Genomic DNA, 18,482 nt, shown 5'->3' on the forward strand with positions numbered 1-18,482 from the left:
AAATGATGTTCTTTGTAGAGAATGTAACAAAAGAACATATCACCTTAAAAGATAAAATTATGTACGGTAAAATGCAAGATTATCTCAGCAAGACACTTGCCGAGATTAAAGAAGCCGGACTCTACAAAGAAGAACGGCTCATCGAAAGCCCACAACAGGCTGCCATCACAGTAAAAGGGAAAGAAGTTCTGAACTTCTGCGCCAACAATTACCTCGGATTGTCCAACAATCCTCGCCTGATTGCCGCAGCTCAGCAGATGATGGATCGCCGCGGATACGGTATGTCGTCTGTACGCTTCATCTGTGGAACACAAGATATTCATAAAGAACTGGAAGCCGCCATTTCCGATTACTTCCACACCGAAGACACAATCCTGTATGCCGCCTGCTTCGATGCCAACGGCGGTGTCTTCGAGCCACTCTTTACCGAAGAAGATGCCATCATCTCCGATTCATTAAACCACGCTTCCATCATCGACGGTGTGCGCCTGTGCAAAGCTAAACGCTACCGTTATGCCAACGCCAACATGGAAGAACTGGAGAAGTGCCTGCAAGAAGCTCAAGCTCAACGTTTCCGCATCGTAGTTACCGACGGAGTATTCTCAATGGATGGCAATGTCGCTCCAATGGATAAGATCTGTGATCTTGCCGAGAAATACGATGCTCTTGTTATGGTCGACGAATCTCACTCAGCCGGAGTAGTAGGAGCAACCGGACATGGTGTCAGCGAATTGTACAACACTTATGGCCGGGTAGATATTTATACCGGAACATTAGGAAAAGCGTTTGGCGGTGCTATGGGTGGCTTTACTACCGGACGCAAAGAAATCATCGACTTGCTTCGTCAGCGTAGTCGTCCTTACCTGTTCTCTAATTCTGTAGCTCCTGCCGTAATCGGTGCCAGTCTGGAAGTTTTCAAAATGCTGAAAGAGAGCAACGCATTGCATGATAAGCTGGTAGAAAATGTCAATTACTTCAGAGACAAAATGACCGCTGCCGGATTCGACATCAAGCCGACTCAAAGTGCAATCTGTGCCGTAATGCTCTATGATGCCAAGTTATCGCAAATCTATGCAGCACGCATGCAAGAAGAAGGTATCTATGTAACAGGTTTCTATTATCCCGTAGTGCCTAAAGGCCAGGCTCGTATTCGTGTACAGATTTCTGCAGGTCACGAAAAAGAACATTTGGACAAATGCATCGAGGCATTCATAAAAGTAGGAAAAGAACTTAATGTACTGAAATAATATTCAGCGTCCATAAGTAAAACAAAGAAGCGGTAAAGATTGCCCAATAAATCAGCAACTTTACCGCTTCTATTATATTTGTGTATACAATCGCTTACTTGCGTTCTCCCAGCTTAGAGTCGATGAAGAAAATACCAGCAGCACCAGCCTTCTTTATCATATCCACCACACCAGCAGCTGTAGCCTCTTCCTCAACTTGCTCGCGTACAAATCCCCACAAGAAGTCCTGAGAAGCCTTGTCTTTTTCGGCCGCAGCAACATCAACAAGTGCATCAATCATCTTTGATACACGGCATTCGTGTTCATAAACCTGCTCGAAGACTTCCAATGGAGTACCAAAATCATTCGGAACAACATCAATCTTGTCCAACGCAGCCTTTCCACCACGCTTAATAATATAAGAAGCCAGTTCACATGCATGTGAGTGCTCTTCAAATGATTGTTTTTTCAGCCAAGAAGCCATTCCACAATAGCCTTCCTTTTCCATATAGAAAGACATTGCTAAATACAGGTTAGAAGACCACATTTCAGCAGTAATCTGCTCATTGATTGCGTTTTGTAATTTTTCTGTTATCATAATTATGAGTTATTTAAAAGTTTATATTTGTAATGATTACAAATATAACAACAACACAGTAAAATTGTTCTTCCAATAACATTTTTTATACAAAAAAACTATATTCATCAGAAGTATAGCTTTGCGGCAATTCACGGCAATTGTAACTGGAAGCCATAATTTCCCCGTAAGCACCAGCCGAACGTAGAGCAATCAGATCGCCGCGCCTTACCTTATTTAAATCAATGGCCTTACCAAACACATCCGAAGATTCACAAATAGGTCCAACTACGTCATAAGTTTCAGGAGCCTCATCAGAAGTTATATTTTCAATCTTATGATATGCCTGATAAAGAGCAGGACGAATAAGATCGGTCATACCGGCATCCAGAATGGCAAACTGTTTATTAGTACCCTGTTTTACATATAATACTTTTGATATCAGCGAACCACACTGCGCAACGACTGAGCGGCCTAATTCGAAATGCAAAGTCTGATAAGAACGCAACTTCAGGCAATTATCATAAGTTTCAAAATAACTTTTGAAATCGGGAACAGCCTGACGGTTCGGATGTGCATAATCAATGCCTAGTCCTCCCCCAACATTTACATATTCAATACGAATGTGCCGCGCCTCCAGCTTATCCTGCAACTCATTTACACGATTACAAAGTGCAGCAAAGTCACCCATATCCAAAATTTGTGAACCAATATGAAAATGCAAACCAATAAACTTCACGTTTTTCAAATCTTGCGCCAAGTCTATTACACGGTCCATATCAGCCATATTAATACCAAACTTGTTCTCTGCCAGCCCAGTCGTGATATTGGCATGTGTATGAGCACCTACATCAGGATTAATCCGGAAAGCAACATTAGCCACTTTTCCTTTTGCCGCAGCCAGTTCATTAATAATCTCTAATTCAGGAATAGATTCCACATTAAAACAAAATATGTTATAATCCAATCCCAGATTGATTTCCCAATCTGCCTTACCTACACCAGCATAAACAATCTTATCAGCAGGGAAACCAGCCTTAATAGCTGCACGTATTTCACCCCCACTCACACAATCAGCTCCCAATCCACTCTCACGAATGATAGTCAGCAACTTTGGATTTGCATTGGCTTTTACAGCATAATGAACAAAATAATTATCATACTTTGCTAATTCTCGGCGAATACAGTCCAACGTATCACGCAGGATCTTCGTATCATAATAATAAAATGGAGTCCGCAATTCGCGAAACTTGTCAACAGGAAATACACCTTTCATAAATCAAAACTTTGTTCAGTTAAATATAAAAAACGCGAATCATATAAACCGCACAGTATGTTCTAAACAAAAACATTCCCCGTACAGTTCATATAATGCGCGTTTCATATCAAATGGTTATACCAGATTTTTATTCGTTGAACAACATATCGCTGAGCGATTGCAACGCTTGCTTCTTATCACACTCACGAATAAGGAAAGAAATATTATAATTACTTCCTCCAAAAGAAATCATACGGACAGGGATATCACGCATAGCGTCAAGAGCCTTTGCTTCAAAGCCCACATTCTCCCATTCCAAATCGCCTACAACGCAGATAATACACATATCCTTGTCTACAGTGACCGTACCATATTTCTTCAGATCATCCAAAATCTCATTCAGATGTTTCGTATTGTCAATAGATACAGAAACTCCGACTTCAGAAGTACAGATCATATCGATAGAAGTCTGATAGCTTTCAAAAATCTCAAATACCTTACGCAAGAAACCATAAGCCAGCAACATACGGCTTGACTTAATTTTGATTGCCGTGATATTATCCTTGGCTGCAACAGCCTTAATCTTACCTTTCTCAGTATCATTGGAAATCAAAGTACCAGGAGCTGTAGGATCCATAGTGTTCAGCAAACGCACCGGAATATTGGCATACTTGGCAGGCTGAATGCAAGTAGGATGCAATATCTTAGCACCGAAGTAAGCCAACTCTGCAGCTTCTTCAAAATGCAAATGACGCACCGGTGAAGTCTTGTCTACAATACGCGGATCATTGTTGTGCATTCCGTCAATATCTGTCCAGATCTGTATTTCATCTGCATTGACAGCTGCACCGATCAACGAAGCTGTATAGTCACTTCCTCCTCGCTGCAAATTATCAATCTCGCCATATGCATTGCGGCAGATGAAGCCTTGCGTAATATAAATCTCTGCATCAGGATACAACTCCAGCTGCATCTGCAATTTCTCCTTTATATAAACAGGATCGGGTTCCGCATTTTTGTCCGTACGCATAAACTCCAAAGCCGGAAGCAAAACAGACTTCACTCCGCATTCCTGAAGGTAGTAATTCATCATGGATGTAGAAATCAGTTCCCCCTGTGCCAAAACTACTTTTTCCTCGAATAAAGTAAAAAGATCCTTTGTATAAGAACGGATATAATCAAAATGAGATTTGATTAGTTCCAAGCCTTTTTGCTTATACTCAGAAGTAGCATAAAGTTCATCAATGTGCTGGCGATATTTCGACTCCAGTCTATTGATAATCTCATTAGCACCCTCCGGATTCTTTTTATACAGATAATCCGAAATTTCCACTAATGTGTTTGTGGTACCCGACATGGCTGAAAGGACCACAATCTTACGTTCACCATCGGTAATCAATTTGGCCACTTCTTTCATCCGTTGAGCCGAGCCTACTGAAGTACCTCCAAACTTTAATACTTTCATTTTCGTTCTTAATATTTATTAGTTTATTGTTACAAGTCGCAAGGCAAACACCTACAACTTCTTATTTTACATATTTATTCTTTTTCTGTCACTTCCTGAATACGATGATCGGAACAGCGGTATATTCTTCCTGCAAATTCACGCAACAGCTGCAAGTTGTGCGTCGTCATAACAACCAATGCTCCCTGTTCACTCAAACCATGCAACAGGTTCACAATAGCATGTCCGGTCTCCACATCCAGATTTCCGGTTGGCTCATCGGCCAAGATAATTTCCGGAGAATTCAGAACCGCGCGCGCTATCACAATGCGCTGCTGTTCACCGCCAGATAATTCATTCGGGAATTTATATCCTTTGTTTCCCATTCCTACCAGTTCCAGAACCTCAGCTATACGTTCCTTAATCTCAGCCTTGTTCTTCCAACCGGTGGCACGAAGCACAAACTCCAGATTATCATTTACGGTACGGTCAATGAGCAGCTGGAAGTCCTGAAACACAATGCCCAGTTTCCGACGTAACTGCGGGATATGTTTCCGCTTTATGTGCCTCATATCATACCCCAACACTTCCGCTTCACCGGCAGCAATATCCAGCTCACCATAAAATGTCTTCAGCAAACTGGTCTTTCCCGAGCCTACCTTTCCTATCAGGAAAATAAATTCTCCCCTTCGGAACTGCAAATTTACATCATTCAGTATGCTCAGTTCTTGCTGACGTATTTCTACATTTTCATATTTTATCAAGACATCCTCCATATGTACTGCAAGTCATCAGCCTATGCCGGTTTCTCCTATCAATGTTTTTTCCACGTCGAACTGTGACGTTCCTGCAATTCGCGTGCCAGGTCTTCAATGCGGTATCCCTTCGACGTCAACAGTACAATCAGGTGATACAACAAATCAGCTCCTTCGTAAATCAGTCTCTCGTCTGTTCCGTTACAGGCTTCAATCACCGTTTCAACAGCTTCCTCGCCTACCTTTTGTGCCATTTTATTCACTCCAGAACGAAACAGGCTGGTCGTATACGAACCCTCAGGCATTTCTTCGTGACGTTTGTCTATAAAATCCTGCAATAACTTCAGAAACATGACAGGCTCTTCATTTTTCTCACCCCAGCAAGTATCTGTTCCAAGATGACACACCGGTCCTACCGGATGAACCTGAATCAACAATGTATCTTTATCGCAATCTTCCTTCATAGAAACTACATTCAGGAAATTGCCACTTTCTTCACCTTTTGTCCACAAACGGTTCTTTGTCCGGCTGAAAAAGGTCACTTTTCCGGTCTCCACCGTTTTATCATAAGCTTCTTTGTTCATAAAGCCCAACATCAGGACTTTAGCAGTATCTGCATCCTGTATAATAGCTGGAACAAGTCCATTCATCTTATCAAAATCCATTTCCATTCAAAAATTAGTTATTTTACAGATCAACTTAACGTCTCATTGCAATACCTTGGGCACAAAGATACGATTTTAATTCGGGAATTTTTATTTCTCCGAAATGAAAAACACTGGCAGCCAACGCAGCGTCGGCTTTTCCCTGCATAAAAACGTCTCTGAAATGCTCTTTTTTCCCTGCTCCACCAGATGCAATAACCGGTATGGACAAAGTTTCCGACATCGCCGAAAGCGCCTCATTGGCATACCCGTTTTTCACACCATCGTGATCCATACTGGTAAACAAGACTTCTCCTGCTCCCCGTTCCTGAGCTTCTTTCACCCAAGCAAACAGTTCTTTGTCAGTTTCCACCCGTCCACCATTAAGATAACACCACCATCCTTTATCCGACAGTTTGGCGTCAACAGCCAGCACACACACCTGCGAACCGAAATGCTTGGCTATCTCGTCTATCAGTTCAGGCCGACGGATAGCTGCCGAATTAACAGATATCTTATCAGCACCTGCACTCAACAACCGGTCTACGTCACTCAATTCGTGAATTCCCCCACCAACCGTAAAAGGTATGCTGATATTGGCAGCGATACGTTTCACCAATTCAACAAAAGTCTTACGACCTTCAAAACTGGCTGTAATATCCAAAAAGACTAATTCGTCCGCTCCCTGTTCACTGTAGGCACGAGCCAGTTCAACAGGATCGCCCGCCTGACGCAGATTCACAAAATTCGTGCCTTTTACGGTTTGTCCATTCTTGATGTCAAGACAAGGTATTATTCTTTTCGCTAACACAATTCTATTATTTATTATTTCATCATTCTTTATCTTCTCATGCACCTGTCAGTTGCTGTAGGGCATCATTCAGGCAAGTTTCTTCTCCAACTCTTTCAACGTAATACGTCCCTCGTACAATGCTTTTCCAAAAATAACCGCCGGGACTCCCGCCAACTCCAGCATTTCAATATCAGCCATGCTTCCCACACCTCCACTGGCTATCAGATAAAGTTCCGGAAATTCCGCCAGTATCTTTTTATAGAGCGCAACGGCAGGTCCTTGCAACATACCATCACAACCGATATCCGTACAGATCACCTTCGTAACTCCCCGAGCATGATAGTCCTTCAGAAAAGGAAACAGCCTCCAGACACTCTCTTCCTTCCATCCACCGACGGCCACCTTCTCATCCTTAACATCAGCTCCCAATATTATTTTCTCCTGTCCATACAAGTCCAGCCAATGGCAAAACATATCCGGATTGGTCACCGCAATACTTCCGCCCGTAACCATCCGCGCACCACTTTCGAAAGCAATTCTCAAGTCTTCATCGCTCTTCACTCCACCTCCAAAATCAATCACCAATGCAGTGCCTGAAGCAATCCGCTGCAACGTACGATAGTTGACTACATGATGAGAAGCCGCTCCATCCAAATCGACGACATGCAGACGTCTGATGCCATGAGCCTCCAACTCTTTCGCCACCTCCAACGGATCGTCATTATACACCTTCTTGCTATTGTAATCGCCTTGCGAAAGCCGCACACACTTTCCATCAATTATATCAATGGCCGGAATAAGTTCTATCATATTAAGGAATATACTATTATTATATATACTGTTACAATGCCAAAAAATTACTCAGAATACGTTCGCCGACACTACCGCTTTTCTCCGGGTGAAACTGGGTGGCATAAAAATTGTCCTTATGCAAAGCAGCACTGAACGGATGGATATAATCCGTCACAGCAGCCGTACAATCATTAACCGGTACATAGTAACTATGTACAAAGTATACGTATTCCTCTTTGGTAAAGCCCTCAAACAGGCCACTACATGTCTGTCCTATCGTGTTCCAGCCCATATGCGGCACCTTATCCTCATGTTTCAATGGCACAAAGCGCTTCACTTCCGTGTCGAAAATACCCAGACAATCTACATCACCTTCTTCCGAATGCCTGCACATCAACTGCATTCCCAAGCAGATACCCAGCAAAGGCCGATTAAGTTCTTTTATCAACCGGTCCATCCCACACGAACGCAGAAAACGCATGGTCGTCTCAGCTTCTCCTACACCCGGAAAGATAATTTTATCCGCACTAAGCAATTCCTCCTTATCGGCTGTTATAACAGGAGTCACCCCAAGACGCCTCAACGCATAATCCACAGAACAAATGTTGCCTGCATTATATTTGATTATTGCCACTTTCATATCAACCTGCCTTTTATTTATTCTATAAAGTGTAGCACATTAATAAAATCAGCTAAATATAACCGTTTTATTTTTATAAGTCAGCACCTTTCTTTCGATATGTTTCTGAACAGCTCGCGAAAGAACTATTTTTTCCAGATCCTTACCTTTGTTCACCAAATCATTCACCGTATCTTTATGCGAGATACGCACCACATCCTGTTCGATAATAGGACCAGCATCCAGTTCGGTAGTCACATAGTGGCTGGTAGCTCCTATAATTTTCACTCCACGTTCGAAAGCAGCGTGATAGGGCTTTGCCCCCACAAAAGCCGGCAGAAAAGAATGGTGAATATTAATAATGCGGTTCGGATACGCATTTATCAAATGCTCGGAAACAACCTGCATATAACGCGCCAGTACGATAAAGTTCACTTTATGCTTGGCAAGCACCTCCATCTCTCTTCTTTCCTGTTCCTGCTTGTTTTCTTTGGTAATAGGGAAAAGATAAAAAGGAATGCCAAACCTTTCTGCCACATGTTGCAAATCAGGATGATTACTTATGATAAGAGAAACCTCTACATTCCACTCACCTGCCGTATAACGTGCCAGCAAGTCAAACAAGCAGTGCGACATTTTAGACACAAAAATAGCCATCCTCGGTTTCACATCCGAGAAATACAAGCGAAAGTACATTCCGTATTTCTGTGCATATAACGTTTCAAAATAATCCTCTATTTTTTCCTGAGGAATCAAAAAATCTTTCAATTCCCACTCTATCCGCATAAAAAAGATATTCTCCACATGATCTACATGCTGGTCCAGATAGATAATATTGCCCTTGTTTACCGTTATAAAGTCTGTTACTTCTGCCAGAATTCCAGGTCTGTCAGGGCAATACAGCAACAATTTGGCTGTTTTCATCATACCAAAATACTTTTATTTACTACATCTTTATATCAGTCTCATTTTTAGGAAGGCAAAAATAACCATTTATTGCTAAATAACGAATTTTTCAAGCAATAAGTTTTAAAATCATCTTTTAAAGTTCCGTTTTCCTAATAAAACAAGGCTATAACTTTCTCTATCGTTATTTCACAGTCAGTCTGGAACCATATTTCTACCCAACTACCCATTCCTACTATATAGGTTCAATAATCACATGAGCCCCGCTACACATCGGATATTCTCCCTCACAAACCTGGTATCCAAGCCCTCTGAAACAATGCAAATCCCCCCGACGACCCATATTTGCGACAAAACAGATAGAAAAATGAGATTTTATACAAGAAAAAATCAGAATGCTATTGCAGATTCAAAATAAATATCTACCTTTGCAACCGCAATCGAGAGAGATAGCAACAAAACAATGAAATAATGGTGCGTTAGTTCAGCTGGTTAGAATACATGCCTGTCACGCATGGGGTCACGGGTTCGAGTCCCGTACGCACCGCAATAAACATTGAAAATCAATGTTTTACAGAACAAACACCCGACTTTACACCCAAGAATGTAAAGTCGGGTGTTTTTTTGTATTATTTAATTTATCATCTTTGTGGTAGAGGATAAAAATAAAGCAAACGAAAAGAACAACCAAGTTTTCTTCATTTGCTTTATATGATATGCAGGCTTATCTGCTTAATATATCATTATCAATTCAGGATGTATTCAGGAATGGATGCTGTTGCAAATGCTCCTATTATTTCATAGTCTGTTTCGGGAACGGTCAGTATCATGGTGTAGTCTCTTGGGGGAACGCTTTTTGTCGTGGCATTGCTGATAAGTTCCACCCAATCCACATCCAAATAGCTTTTGATAATTTCCAGTACTGCTTGAGAATCACTAAACGATAGGGCGAAGTCGTGGATTTCCATTGGAGCATTTTGTGCAAAGTTTCCGGATGAATCGGCTGAATAACTCAGACGCAAATAAGAAACTGTTTCCTCTCCATTCTGCTTGACAAAGAACTCATAAGTGCCTTCGGCAAGTGGTGTATTATTCAATTGGTGCTGCATATTGTCCATTGTAAAAAAATAGCAATCCCGCGCTTTATTGTTAACCAGATAGAGCATAAGGTTTGAAGTCAGCGTGGGATGATTGCTTTCAGCAATGCCGTATGCAATGTAGCAGTCTGTGACTTTCACTTCGACTGTTTCCTTGTCGCCTGTCACATTGTCCGTCAGAGTAAGCGTAGTAGTTCCTTTCTGTTTGCCTTGCAAGGCAACATAGGTACTTCCTCCTTCATTCTGAACCTTGTTGGCTTCTACTATCGTTTCGTCCGCTACGGACAGGCTGATGTCGCCGCTTCCATTGGTAATGGGAATCTCAGTGATGCCGCGCCACAATCTTACTTCATAATAGGTCTTTTCAAGGCTGAACGGGGACATTGGTTCATTTTCATTATTGTCATCGTTACATGCAGAGATAAATAGACTGATGATAATAAAAAAGGGAGCGATAAGTTTATTCATCATGACTATGTGTTATTGTTTTTTTATGGTAAATTCCACCTTTTGAAGTCCCTTTTTATAAACATTGGCAAGGATGAGTGCGTAACGAACTTCTTCGCCGGACTGCATGGATTGTGTAATGTGGGTAAACTCATCTTCGGGTACAACATCTTTGAACATCGGACCGTGTGATTCGTTGCGTACCAAACGAATTTCATCTGTAAACGGAGACAGAACAAACGAATAAATAGCCATGTAAGGCACGGACTCAAATTTCACCCAATTCGGGTCTTCTTTGTCAAGGACATCTTCCAGCCATATACGCGCTGAACTGTAGGATGGCAGCATTGAATCATACCCATCGTCATAGACTATTTTACCATTCTCATCAACAATATACCCTTTGCTGATGGCATATTTCTCAAAAGGACACAAATCTTGATATTCAATATCTTCTTCGGATGTTATCTCCTCATCGACCGGAATTTCCGGTTCTGTCACAAGTCTGTCTTGGAGAATACGGATAAGCGAATACGTACGGTCGGAACCATCCGCAGGTGGATTGGCGAGAATTGTCCGCTTTACCGATAGATAGTATTCGTGTCCTTTTATGTAAGTAAAGCCCTCAATGCTGTTGAATCCGAGAGGTTGCCATTCTTCGGAATCACCTTCCGTCTTGACGAGCATGCACTCTATGGGATTCTCCTTTTTGTCGTCGCCCCATGCATACATTACGCCTGTTTCTGCTGAAACCAGCATTCTAATCTCTTTGACTGAATCTTGGGGCTCATCATCACTGCAAGCTGATAACAGAAAAACTGTGATGAACAGAAATGAAGTGATAAGTTTATTCATATTCTGACTGTTATGTTCTTGATTGACCCTGTCAAGATGTTAAGTTAATAATAGCAGAAAACGTGAGCCAACTATGCTACGTCTTAACTTGAAGGTCGTAGGAAACCATAGATGCAGATTAACAATAGCAGCCCACGCTATAGCGTGAGAACCACTATGCTATCCTTGCATCTAATTTGAAAATTTCCTACGTTTTCAAGTACAAGATAAGCATAACGCTTCTTCTTTTTCTCTTATGTCTTGGAAAGAGTTGCCTCAATCCGTTTGCAAAAATACAGAATTTTATTGAAATCCAATCAAGTACCATCGAATTACATCCTAAATCCTCTACTTTTTCTTGGCTCTTCTGCTGATTTACGTAAACTATGCCGTAATTTATCAAACTGTTCTTTGAACCATTCGCCAATCGGTTGTCTGTTTATGGTCAGTACCAGTTTGCTGTCATCTGTCGGATTCTTTTCTACTTTGAAAATATCATTCCTGATGTCAAACTTCCGCCTGTGTTCTTCGGAATAAATCCTGCCGTTGCATCTGATAGCTTCTTTCTTTGTCAGAAGGCTCTCTATCATTTCTTTGGTGAAGCCGATGGCAGCGCACAACTTTTCCATTCTCAGCATCTCCCTGAGCATCGGAAACCACTTGAAAGCCTTTTCAAGCAGGATATTCAGCCGTGATATTTCCTTGTCTCTGGCTTCAAGTTCCCGATTATGTATTCCTTGAAGATTGCGTATCTGCTTGCCATGCTGCTCTTGCATGAGTTGCATTTGGGCTTTCAAGTCATCAATGCCCTTGTCCCGTTTGGCAATTTCCTGACGCAATTCTTCATTGGATTGTTCCAGTTTCTTCATTTTCCCGCTGCCGAAGAGAGAACCCACTCCGCTTGCTATAACCGTAGCGGCATCGGTGGCTGCACTTTTGAGCTTGTCCGTGCGTATCTCCGATTTCACCTGTCTGAGTTCCTGTTCGGCAAGATTCACCTGTTGCTCCTTATGCCGCTTTACGGCTTCTATGCGTTGCAGTTCGGCTTTCTGCTTCTCAATGATGAAATCGTTCCGTTCCAGATGTTCTTTGCCTGTTACGGCTTTTGACTTACCACGCTCCATCAGAAGGATGTCGGATGCCAAGGTCTGCATCTGCATCATGTCATCGTCATTGAGCTTGCGGCTCTTGCCTGTATCGTGGTTCATCCAGTCGAATACGATATGCGCATGGTAATTCGGCTTGAACCACCTTTCGCCTACCTTGAAACTCTCCCTGTCCTCCGGGTCAGGCTGTCCGTTCAGCCAATGCCCTTCGTCCTTGTGCAGGAAGATTTGGAGCGGTGTGATGCCCCAGCGTCTTTGGCACTCCTCGCCAAACTTATGCACATCTGCCAGTGTGGTGTCAGGTCTGATGAGCAACACTCCCTCACGTATGGGTGAACATCCTGCCACTTTGATAATCTTGCCGTTCTTGCCTTTGCGCTCACGTTCTTTTTCCTGCATGGCACGACCTGTCTTTTCCTTGACCATCCGTTTGATGTCCTCATAGTGCGCCTGCAATTCGGGACTACCGAAGTCCGGGTTTATCCACTGCTCGTTATTTGCAGAGAGTTCGGATACCACATATACTTTGGATTTTCCGATGTTGCGCATATACTCGGCAGTTCTCCGGTTATGAGCCTCGCTTGATGCCACGTTGCAAGGCTTGATATGTATGCTTGATTTTGTTGCCATTTTTTAATTCTGATTGGGTTGTTTACTAAATCTGTTTGTTGCTTTCCACTCATATCCGCAAGAGGTTCTTAGGGGTGCAACCCATGAGCGGAGTTTCCAAAGAGAGGGTCACTCTTTGGTCGGGTTGCATAGGGCTGAAAGCCCTTGCCGGGTTCTTAGGGCAGCGTCCTAAGCCCCTCGGGAGAGCCCACAACTACGCAAGCGGAGCGTGTAGTTATAGTGGGCTATAACCGGAAGCCTTTCGGTTTCTTGGATAGCGTATCATTCTTCTTTCTGACGGACTGTATTTGTTCCTTTCTATCCGCCATGCGCTTCTGCAAATACTCGTTCAGGTCTTTGCATCCGCAGTAGATTTGTGAAGCGTCCCGTATATGCCGTGTGCTTTCATATTCCTTGCGGATTTGCTGAAGGACTTCCATTCCTGCACGGTCATTGTCAAAAAAACAGTGGATTCGCTCATAGCTTCCCAACGGATAAAGTGCTTTGGAAACATTGGCAACAGAGTTCAGAACCATGTAGTCCTGCCTGTCGAAATCAGGGTATTGCGGATAGCTTTCGAGCCGCAGGGTCAGAAATGAGAGGTAGTCCATAAATCCCTCGAAAACGAAACACGCGTTTCTTGGCTCTCCCGATTGCCTGATATGGGATATTTCTTTCGGTGCAATGCAGCCCTTGAAATATCGGTTTCGGATTTCATAGCCGCCCGACATGTTGGGAAACGCAATGGCGAAGTACCGTTTGCCGTTGTGCGTAAACCGCGCTTCCTTACATTCTTTTTTCGCCAGTGCCGGATTTATCCCCCTTTCCTGCAAGTAAGCGAGCAAGGCAGGAGAAGAAAGCGGCACGATTTCCAACTGTTGGAAACTCGGCTCTGTAAATGACTGCTTGCGAAAAGAGAAAGAAACGGGGTGCACGTGCGGTGCTTGTTCCTCTATGCGTTTCAAAAGGTACGGCACGCTGTCCGTTGCATAGAGGTGCGAAGCCAGCGCAATGATGTTGCCGCCCTTGCCGAGCGCAAAATCATACCATTGGTTCCGCTCGGTGTTCACCTTGAACGAGGCTTCGGTTTCTTCCCTGAACGGTGATTTGTACCAAAGATTGATGCCCTGCCGCTTCACCGGGCTATATCCCAAGCTGTGAAGGTATTCTTCCAGCCTGATTTGTTTTGCTGTCTGTATGTCCATAAATGATTGTCTTTATCGGTTATTGTTTGTTTTTCTTTTCGCCAGTATCTGTTTATAGGTTACTGGCTGTATAACCACTTCACTTTATTGTCGTATATATAGGATACGGCTTAAAGTGAAGCGGTTTGATGCGCTCCTGCAACCACTTCGCTTTATCCTAATATATAGACCCGGAGAATAAAGTGAAGTGATTGCAGGAAGCGTGTCAATAGTGGAAATCCGGTTCGTATCTGTACTTCCTGCCATTTTCCTGCACTATCATCCGCTTGTTCTTCAACACTGTGATGAGTTTAACCAGCTTGTTGTCGCTTAACGGAACACCCACCAAGGCATACGACTCTTTCAATGCTTTGCTCAGTTCCTTATATCCGTATTCGTCCTGCAACGAAAATGCTGCTTCCAGTGCTATCCGGTGTTGTTGCTCGGAAATGTCCTTGCAGGCATCAAACCTTTCGCCTTGGGGTCTGCCGGGCGCTTTGGCTTCTGTCTGGTAATCCTCCATCAGTTCAGGCAATGCCCTTTCATTGATGCGGAAGGCAAACGGCTCGAAGTCCATCGCACGGATGTGCATGGCGGAAACCTTGCTGATGTCCCCGTTACTTTTGTCCTTTTCAACGAGCAGTACGGTTTCAGCCTTGTTGTTCAGTTCCGTGCCGATATGTCCCCTTGCGTTCTCATCCCCCTTGTTCTGGTGGAGTATCGTGTGGATATGTATCTGCCTGTCGTCCGTCCACTGCATCAGTTTCGATATGATGCGTGTCGATTCGCTGGGGCTGTTGATGTCATACACCATGTCACGGATACCGTCTATCACCACCATACCGAGGTTCGGTGTATGGTAGATTGCCTGTTCGACAATCCTTATGCGTTGCTCCGGCGTATATTTCCGCAGGGCAAGGAACTCAAGGTTCTCGTTGTCCCTGTCATCGGGCAGCCCTGCCATGCGCATGATGCGTTCCATCACATTCAGGCAGTGGTGGGGGCTTTGCTCCGTATCGACATACAGCACTTTCCGCTTGGCTTCGGGAAGTTCAGCCGCATACCTGAGCACCGTGCCGTTCTTCAAAGCCGCAGCCACGATAGCCGACACATTGAATGTCTTCTTGCTTTTGGCTTTGCCGATGGATGCACTGAAATTTCCCAACGTGCCGATTACAGAACCTTTCACGCTGAGGATTTCTGGCGCTTTCTCGTATTTTCCCGACAGGCTCAACCGTGAGGCTTGCCAGAGGATTACCGCCTGTTCGTCCGATATTTCCCGGATGTCTTTCATATAGTCCATAGCAATTCCTCCCGTTACTTGCGTCCGCCTGTTTTCTTCCCTGCCAGTTCAAGGGCAAGTTCCGCATCCACGATAATCTTGCGCCCTATCTGGGTGATAGCCTTGTCTATTTTTCCGCTTTTCTTTATGCGGTTGGCGGTGGGCAGGCTGCATCCGAACAGTCTGGCTATGCCGGGTATTCCGTACACATACTTTCTGTTTGTGTCCGTTACGGGCTGTGGCTGCGCTTCCGTCTGAACGGAAGCGTGTCTGCTTAACATTATGAACTCTTCACCCGTCATCTGCCAGACGGGTTTGGATAATAATTCTTGTAGATTTTGCATAGTTCTACTTTTTTGATTCAACAATCAGCCCTGCGCACTGGCTGTTATTTCTGTTCTCGAACGGTGCAAAATTAGGTAGGGTTATGGGTGGTAAGGATGGGGACGGTATAATCCGAGCATCGCTGTATCTTATTGAATATCAGAAAATAAAAATACCACTCAAAAATTAATTTGAGTGGTAAAAGTGGAACTTTCGTAAAATATCAGGATATGTCACCGATTATCTGAATATATGCTCCATTTCTTTGGCGAATTTCTGGTTGCTGTCACTGGGGAAATCAGAAACTGGCTCCTTGTACTTGGACTTGTAGTAGCTGTCATCAATATCCAGCAGTTTCAGTATCCCGGCTTTCCATTTGTCCTTGTCCTGTTTGGAGAGTTTTTCGCTCATGAGGAATATCAGATAACATACACGTATCTTCTCTCTCGGTTTAATTCTCAACTTGCAGTTGCAGGGGTGCAAGTTCATATTGGCATAAAAATCCGGTGCGGAAATTTCATCGAACTGTTCTCCAACACATACCTCATGAATGAGCGAAAGCAATTTCATGCTGAAATACTCTTGTTGTTCATCCGCCGTTTCCTGCTGACTGATTGGCTTGCTCGGCTCGTCCTGTCGTTTCCCGTCAGGAATGTATTTCTTCAATATATCCAGAAAAAGGCAACTTTGACGGTACATGTCCTCACAACGGTTCTTCATATATTGGAATGCCTCTTTCCTTGCTGCCTTTTGCTGGTCATAGAGTTCATTCAGTTTGGCTCTTTCCTTGTCATATTCAGCCTTGCAGCGTTCATATTCTTTTTCAGCCTGTTTTTCCTCTTCGGCAGTATGTTCCCTGTAGCCAATGGAATCATACCTGTTGTTGGCTTCATTCAGCGGCTTGCTTAGGCTCCTTGTTACATCCTGTTGGGCTTCAATTTCAAGGGAATACCTTTCCATGTGTTGATAGCAAGCACGCTCTACGGCACTATCACTTATGGGGTGTGTTTCATAAGCCTGTATGCTCTTTTCTATTTCGGTTTTCAGGCTGTTGAGTATCAAGGTGTATTGTTCTTTTTGCCTGTCAAGCACCAGTTCAAGGATGGCGGCTTCAAAAGACTTCATGTCATTGTATTCCTGACAGAAATCGGAAATGAATTTTTGCCTGTCAAAAGAGAAAACTCTATTGTCTATATAGTCCCTATATATTCTGTTGAGTTCCCCGTATCGGGGAATCATCGTCTGTATATTGTCTGCCATAGGTGTCCTACTTTTGTCTGTTCCTTTCATTGTCAAGAAGCATCGTCAGTTCTTCTTCCACCTGTTCTATACTCGGCAGTGCCGATTTCAGGTTTTCCGGCACAGCCTTGCTAAGCTGATAATCGCTGATGCCGATAGGTTGGTCATAGCCGGTCAGCGCATATTGTGCGACAATCTCATCCTTACCCTTGCACAACAGCAGCCCGATGGTCTTGTTGTCGTTCTCTCCCCTCAGCTTGTCATCCACTACATTGATGTAGAAGTTCAACTGTCCTGCATATTCCGGCTTGAACGGGGTCGCTTTCAGTTCCACGACCACATAGGCATGGAGTTTTATGTTATACAGGATTAGGTCGGCATAGAAATCGCTGTCGCCAATCTGGAAATGTTTCTGCCTTGCGACAAAGGCGAATCCGTTGCCCATTTCCAAAAGATAACGGGTGACATGCTTCACCAACTGTTCTTCTATGTCCCTTTCGTCCGCACGTTCTTTGGCTCCCGCCAAGTCAAAGATATACGGGTCTTTCAACAGGTAATTGGCAAGGTCGCTTTGCGGTGCGGGAAGCGTGGCGGTAAAATTATTGATTTTGCGGCTGTTGATTTGCCGTTCAAACAATTTGCTTTCAATCTGCATTTTAAGAACATTGCTGCTCCAGCCCATTTCCACGGATTGCTTCATATACCAGTAATCGACACCTAACGGAAGGGAACTGTTCAGCAGAATCACATGGCTTGCCCAATTGATTCTTGCAACAGGTGATGCTAGGAACAGTTTTTCCATGTCCTCAATCGGCATCCGGTAAACGACGGCTACTGTCTGGGTTACATCCTGAATTTGCGCAAGAGGTTCTTGCACAATTGCAACTTCCTTGTTGTCTGAGGATTGTATTTGCGCAAGAGGTTCTTGCGTAAATGGCACATTGTTCAGGCTTTGGATTTCATCCGTGATTTTCCGCACACTTGGAGTAATCAATTTCGCATCGGTTTCGATGAAACTCCGTAATACGGTCAATGGATATGAACGTGCGAACTGGCACATATAAGCCAAGTTCCTGACCGAATATCCTTTCTTTTCGGGATAATTGAACCGTATCGCCTGCGCCAGTTTCTTGATGACCTTGCCGCCCCAGCCTTGTCGGTTCTGGTGGTACAATATGTAGTTGCCCATCTTCCAGTAATGGAACAGCATCTGCGCATTGGCGGCACTAATGAGCCGGACTTGCGCCTGCTCTATTTCTGACCCAATGGCATTGACAAAAGCCTCGAAACTCCTTTTCTCTATATTGTTATCGTTGTTGCTCATTGTTATATGTATTGAAAGTTAC

At 43.7% G+C, this 18,482-nt stretch carries 18 protein-coding genes and 1 tRNA gene; 2 read left to right on the forward strand and 17 right to left on the reverse strand.

The annotated features are described in order from the left end of the window. Window positions 1-59 precede the first annotated feature (59 nt). Window positions 60-1,247, forward strand: coding sequence for a glycine C-acetyltransferase (gene kbl / locus BQ5591_RS15785; protein ID WP_071150774.1), 1,188 nt, complete (start codon window positions 60-62; stop codon window positions 1,245-1,247). 94 nt (window positions 1,248-1,341) lie between these two features. Here the strand turns inward: kbl and BQ5591_RS15790 are convergent, their stop codons facing one another. From BQ5591_RS15790 to purU, 9 genes are all read right to left on the reverse strand, one after another. Next, a complete protein-coding gene (locus BQ5591_RS15790) occupies window positions 1,342-1,824 on the reverse strand; it encodes a ferritin (RefSeq protein WP_022163054.1) in 483 nt (160 codons plus the stop codon). 85 nt (window positions 1,825-1,909) lie between these two features. Beyond that, window positions 1,910-3,079 carry a diaminopimelate decarboxylase gene (gene lysA, locus BQ5591_RS15795; RefSeq protein WP_022163053.1) on the reverse strand — a complete coding sequence of 390 codons (1,170 nt, stop codon included), beginning with the start codon at window positions 3,077-3,079 and terminating at the stop codon, window positions 1,910-1,912. Between the two features lie 130 nt (window positions 3,080-3,209). Next, window positions 3,210-4,526: an aspartate kinase gene (locus BQ5591_RS15800; RefSeq protein WP_022163052.1), complete on the reverse strand. Its 1,317-nt coding sequence runs from the start codon at window positions 4,524-4,526 to the stop codon at window positions 3,210-3,212. Between the two features lie 74 nt (window positions 4,527-4,600). Further along, complete coding sequence (locus BQ5591_RS15805) at window positions 4,601-5,281, reverse strand: cell division ATP-binding protein FtsE (protein WP_022163051.1); 681 nt, start codon at window positions 5,279-5,281, stop codon at window positions 4,601-4,603. Window positions 5,282-5,319: 38 nt separating this feature from the next. Then, window positions 5,320-5,931 (reverse strand): bifunctional phosphoribosyl-AMP cyclohydrolase/phosphoribosyl-ATP diphosphatase HisIE, encoded by a 612-nt coding sequence (gene hisIE / locus BQ5591_RS15810; RefSeq protein ID WP_071150052.1) that lies wholly within the window; start codon window positions 5,929-5,931, stop codon window positions 5,320-5,322. 28 nt (window positions 5,932-5,959) lie between these two features. Then, the gene (hisF, locus tag BQ5591_RS15815) at window positions 5,960-6,715 is read right to left on the reverse strand and encodes an imidazole glycerol phosphate synthase subunit HisF (RefSeq protein ID WP_022163049.1); all 756 of its coding nucleotides are present in this window, start codon (window positions 6,713-6,715) and stop codon (window positions 5,960-5,962) included. Between the two features lie 69 nt (window positions 6,716-6,784). Then, window positions 6,785-7,507 (reverse strand): 1-(5-phosphoribosyl)-5-[(5-phosphoribosylamino)methylideneamino]imidazole-4-carboxamide isomerase, encoded by a 723-nt coding sequence (gene hisA / locus BQ5591_RS15820; RefSeq protein ID WP_071150053.1) that lies wholly within the window; start codon window positions 7,505-7,507, stop codon window positions 6,785-6,787. A 31-nt stretch (window positions 7,508-7,538) separates the two neighbouring features. After that, the gene (gene hisH, locus BQ5591_RS15825) at window positions 7,539-8,129 is read right to left on the reverse strand and encodes an imidazole glycerol phosphate synthase subunit HisH (RefSeq protein ID WP_071150054.1); all 591 of its coding nucleotides are present in this window, start codon (window positions 8,127-8,129) and stop codon (window positions 7,539-7,541) included. Window positions 8,130-8,177: 48 nt separating this feature from the next. Beyond that, a complete protein-coding gene (gene purU / locus BQ5591_RS15830; protein WP_022163046.1) occupies window positions 8,178-9,035 on the reverse strand; it encodes a formyltetrahydrofolate deformylase in 858 nt (285 codons plus the stop codon). 452 nt (window positions 9,036-9,487) lie between these two features. On the opposite strand from purU, the gene BQ5591_RS15835 reads away from it, so the two are divergent. Beyond that, window positions 9,488-9,561, forward strand: a tRNA-Asp gene (locus BQ5591_RS15835). A gap of 199 nt (window positions 9,562-9,760) precedes the next feature. On the opposite strand, the gene BQ5591_RS15840 is transcribed toward BQ5591_RS15835, so the two are convergent. The 8 genes from BQ5591_RS15840 to BQ5591_RS15875 all read right to left on the reverse strand — a co-directional run bounded on the left by BQ5591_RS15840 (window position 9,761) and on the right by BQ5591_RS15875 (window position 18,460). After that, complete coding sequence (locus tag BQ5591_RS15840) at window positions 9,761-10,582, reverse strand: hypothetical protein (protein ID WP_071150055.1); 822 nt, start codon at window positions 10,580-10,582, stop codon at window positions 9,761-9,763. 9 nt (window positions 10,583-10,591) lie between these two features. Beyond that, window positions 10,592-11,413 (reverse strand): DUF4377 domain-containing protein, encoded by an 822-nt coding sequence (locus BQ5591_RS15845; protein ID WP_071150056.1) that lies wholly within the window; start codon window positions 11,411-11,413, stop codon window positions 10,592-10,594. A 311-nt stretch (window positions 11,414-11,724) separates the two neighbouring features. Beyond that, a complete protein-coding gene (locus BQ5591_RS15850) occupies window positions 11,725-13,128 on the reverse strand; it encodes a coiled-coil domain-containing protein (RefSeq protein ID WP_071150057.1) in 1,404 nt (467 codons plus the stop codon). Window positions 13,129-13,352: 224 nt separating this feature from the next. Beyond that, on the reverse strand, window positions 13,353-14,312 hold the full coding sequence (locus BQ5591_RS15855; protein ID WP_071150058.1) for a toprim domain-containing protein: 960 nt from the start codon (window positions 14,310-14,312) through the stop codon (window positions 13,353-13,355). Window positions 14,313-14,517: 205 nt separating this feature from the next. Further along, window positions 14,518-15,594: an AAA family ATPase gene (locus BQ5591_RS15860; RefSeq protein WP_071150059.1), complete on the reverse strand. Its 1,077-nt coding sequence runs from the start codon at window positions 15,592-15,594 to the stop codon at window positions 14,518-14,520. Window positions 15,595-15,608: 14 nt separating this feature from the next. Further along, complete coding sequence (locus tag BQ5591_RS15865; RefSeq protein WP_025066904.1) at window positions 15,609-15,917, reverse strand: DUF3853 family protein; 309 nt, start codon at window positions 15,915-15,917, stop codon at window positions 15,609-15,611. A 220-nt stretch (window positions 15,918-16,137) separates the two neighbouring features. Then, on the reverse strand, window positions 16,138-17,157 hold the full coding sequence (locus BQ5591_RS15870; protein WP_071150775.1) for a hypothetical protein: 1,020 nt from the start codon (window positions 17,155-17,157) through the stop codon (window positions 16,138-16,140). 7 nt (window positions 17,158-17,164) lie between these two features. Then, entirely contained in the window at window positions 17,165-18,460 is a 1,296-nt protein-coding gene (locus tag BQ5591_RS15875) for a PDDEXK nuclease domain-containing protein (protein ID WP_071150060.1), read from the reverse strand. Window positions 18,461-18,482: the final 22 nt, after the last annotated feature.

Source organism: Bacteroides ndongoniae (assembly GCF_900108345.1).
Taxonomy (GTDB): Bacteria; Bacteroidota; Bacteroidia; order Bacteroidales; family Bacteroidaceae; genus Bacteroides; species Bacteroides ndongoniae.

Excerpts from the sequence above, each read along its gene's own strand:
- kbl (WP_071150774.1), top strand. The coding sequence starts at position 60 with ATGTACGGTAAAATGCAAGATTATCTCAGCAAGACACTTGCCGAGATT.
- BQ5591_RS15790 (WP_022163054.1), bottom strand. The coding sequence starts at position 1,824 with ATGATAACAGAAAAATTACAAAACGCAATCAATGAGCAGATTACTGCT.
- lysA (WP_022163053.1), bottom strand. The coding sequence starts at position 3,079 with ATGAAAGGTGTATTTCCTGTTGACAAGTTTCGCGAATTGCGGACTCCA.
- BQ5591_RS15800 (WP_022163052.1), bottom strand. The coding sequence starts at position 4,526 with ATGAAAGTATTAAAGTTTGGAGGTACTTCAGTAGGCTCGGCTCAACGG.
- BQ5591_RS15805 (WP_022163051.1), bottom strand. The coding sequence starts at position 5,281 with ATGGAGGATGTCTTGATAAAATATGAAAATGTAGAAATACGTCAGCAA.
- hisIE (WP_071150052.1), bottom strand. The coding sequence starts at position 5,931 with ATGGAAATGGATTTTGATAAGATGAATGGACTTGTTCCAGCTATTATA.
- hisA (WP_071150053.1), bottom strand. The coding sequence starts at position 7,507 with ATGATAGAACTTATTCCGGCCATTGATATAATTGATGGAAAGTGTGTG.
- hisH (WP_071150054.1), bottom strand. The coding sequence starts at position 8,129 with ATGAAAGTGGCAATAATCAAATATAATGCAGGCAACATTTGTTCTGTG.
- purU (WP_022163046.1), bottom strand. The coding sequence starts at position 9,035 with ATGATGAAAACAGCCAAATTGTTGCTGTATTGCCCTGACAGACCTGGA.
- BQ5591_RS15840 (WP_071150055.1), bottom strand. The coding sequence starts at position 10,582 with ATGATGAATAAACTTATCGCTCCCTTTTTTATTATCATCAGTCTATTT.
- BQ5591_RS15845 (WP_071150056.1), bottom strand. The coding sequence starts at position 11,413 with ATGAATAAACTTATCACTTCATTTCTGTTCATCACAGTTTTTCTGTTA.
- BQ5591_RS15850 (WP_071150057.1), bottom strand. The coding sequence starts at position 13,128 with ATGGCAACAAAATCAAGCATACATATCAAGCCTTGCAACGTGGCATCA.
- BQ5591_RS15855 (WP_071150058.1), bottom strand. The coding sequence starts at position 14,312 with ATGGACATACAGACAGCAAAACAAATCAGGCTGGAAGAATACCTTCAC.
- BQ5591_RS15860 (WP_071150059.1), bottom strand. The coding sequence starts at position 15,594 with ATGGACTATATGAAAGACATCCGGGAAATATCGGACGAACAGGCGGTA.
- BQ5591_RS15865 (WP_025066904.1), bottom strand. The coding sequence starts at position 15,917 with ATGCAAAATCTACAAGAATTATTATCCAAACCCGTCTGGCAGATGACG.
- BQ5591_RS15870 (WP_071150775.1), bottom strand. The coding sequence starts at position 17,157 with ATGGCAGACAATATACAGACGATGATTCCCCGATACGGGGAACTCAAC.
- BQ5591_RS15875 (WP_071150060.1), bottom strand. The coding sequence starts at position 18,460 with ATGAGCAACAACGATAACAATATAGAGAAAAGGAGTTTCGAGGCTTTT.